2 protein-coding genes are annotated in these 2,180 nt (G+C 34.5%); both read right to left on the minus strand.

The window, feature by feature from the left end; genetic code table 11:
* Positions 1–661: 661 nt before the first annotated feature.
* Entirely contained in the window at positions 662–1,312 is a 651-nt protein-coding gene (locus H4J57_RS19325) for a DUF2726 domain-containing protein (protein ID WP_182243967.1), read from the minus strand.
* 479 nt (positions 1,313–1,791) lie between these two features.
* Positions 1,792–2,043, minus strand: coding sequence for a hypothetical protein (locus tag H4J57_RS19330; RefSeq protein ID WP_101343115.1), 252 nt, complete (start codon positions 2,041–2,043; stop codon positions 1,792–1,794).
* Positions 2,044–2,180: the final 137 nt, after the last annotated feature.

A 2,180-nucleotide genomic window follows, 5' to 3' on the forward strand; every position in this document is an offset into this window, starting at 1 on the left:
TATGACAATAAATATCCCTAAGATGGATCTAACAATAGCCTTCACCATATTTGTTTCTTTATCAATATCTACCATGAACACTAACTTCCAAAATATACACTGAACGTGACATGCCATATAACGCCACATTAAGCGGCAAAAAATTGTTGGCTACAATGTTGAACGAAGTGAAAACAGCCAACTGTTTTTTGTCCGTTTGAATGCCTTGTTAGGTAAACATTAATGACGTAGTTAAACCGGTTATAACTTCTGAAGCCCATAAGCTGAAAAAATAAACAAATGATACAATTACTGCATGTTTATTTGAGAGCTCAAATTTAGATTTAGAACGGACAAAGACATAAAATATAGTTACCAGAATAATGGACAATAATATAATTAAATTGATTGTTGCATTTAGTTCTGTAATCCAAAGTAATAAACGTGTAGCAAATAGAACTATAAAAGGAATAGCTAAGAAGAACAAAACATCTTTGAATGTAGCTTTATTTGCAATAAATCTGTTTATTACAAAAAATAATACTATTGAAACTAAAATGACACCGAGCACAAATCTCTCCTTGTTTACCTAACGCCTCGTTAAGAGGCAAATAATATGTTGGCTAAAATAAGCGACGCAGGAGCAAAAGCCAACTGTTATTTGTCCTGCTTTAACGACTTGTTATACCTCAACTTCTTGGGTATATCTACACTTAGGGAAGCTACTACACGCTAAAAAATTGTTTCCCTTATTCTTGCCTTTTTGCGCGGTTTTAACAGTCAATTCAGACGAACATTTAGGGCACGTTTTACTATTATCTTTTGCAGAGGCAGTTACCTCCACTAAAACTTCGGGAACAGAAAACAATTCATTTTTAATTTCGTCCACTGCATAACTAGCTGAAGCTTTGAATCGATGTAGTTTTAAACGTGCAGTTTCACATGCCGATTCAACGAATTGGTCACGTTTAATTTGTTTTTGCTGAGAGTGACTTTTATCATCAAGCTCAATGACTGCGATAACGGAAAGATCTTTAGGGTTGCATAGGACAAAATCAAAATGTTTGGCTGATATTTTATTAAATGCAATTTGCCATTGGCTTCGGTTAAGTCCTTTTCTTGGTTTAAGGATATCAGCGATTCTTACTTTACCAAATACAACTGCTTTATCTTCACAAGCAAGTTTTAATACCCCATAAAAAGATCGTTCGGCTGGTGTAAATAGTGGTCCACATAATTCATATGGTGCTACTGTCTGTTTAGAACTCTTGTTCTTAGATAGGAATATGAATAATAAAACGATAACAATGAGAAAGAGTGCAATAAATTCCATTTGATCACCTTGAGGTATAACGCCCTGTTAAGGGGCAAATTGTAGTTGGCTAAAATGTGAAGCGGAGCGGAACCAGCCAACTGTAATTTGTCCCGCTTGAACAGCTTGTTATAAGTATTATGCGCCTTGCTTATCTCTGACTTTCTTAAGAACAAACAATACAATTATATATACAAGGAAAATAGCTAAACTTAAAACCCATGTATAAGTTGGTTTAACAAAACCACTGAAAGTCCATCCTTGAATGAAATAGCTAACGATACTTTCATAATTTTCAGTACCGTTAATTATTACATATGAAATAAGCCAACATATTAAATAAGAAACTGTAATGTAGCTAACTTTATTCAAATCATACTCATAAATTTAAATACTTATAACGCCCAAATAACAGGCTAAGTAATGGTTGGCTAAAATTGTGAACGAAGTGAAACAGCCAACTGTTTTTTGTCCGTTTGAACGCCTTGTTATAAGGTTGTTTACAACACAAACAAGACGTCACCTTTTTCCATAAACACATACAGTAAAATACCAAAGATAGATATTAATGCACCTGCGAGTCTAGCACTTGTTCCCTCTAAAGATTTAGTTTGAGAAGAAGTGAATTTTGTACGAGAGCCTGATTGACCATTAGTGATACCAAACTCGACATCCATTTTACCAATATAAACAAATCTAGCACCGACTAAGAAAAATGCGATGCCAATAATCAACTCTAATGTGACTTCCATATCAAAACCTTATAACGCCCCACTAAGAGGCTTTTAATTGTTGGTTAAAATGTGAAGCGAAGCGGAACCTAACCAACTGTTAAAAGTCCTGCTTGAGTGGCTTGTTAGCCGTGCTTTACACCAAATCTATTTCAGTG

Origin of the sequence: Colwellia sp. BRX8-7 (assembly GCF_014077275.1) — a bacterium.
GTDB lineage: Bacteria > Pseudomonadota > Gammaproteobacteria > Enterobacterales > Alteromonadaceae > Colwellia_A.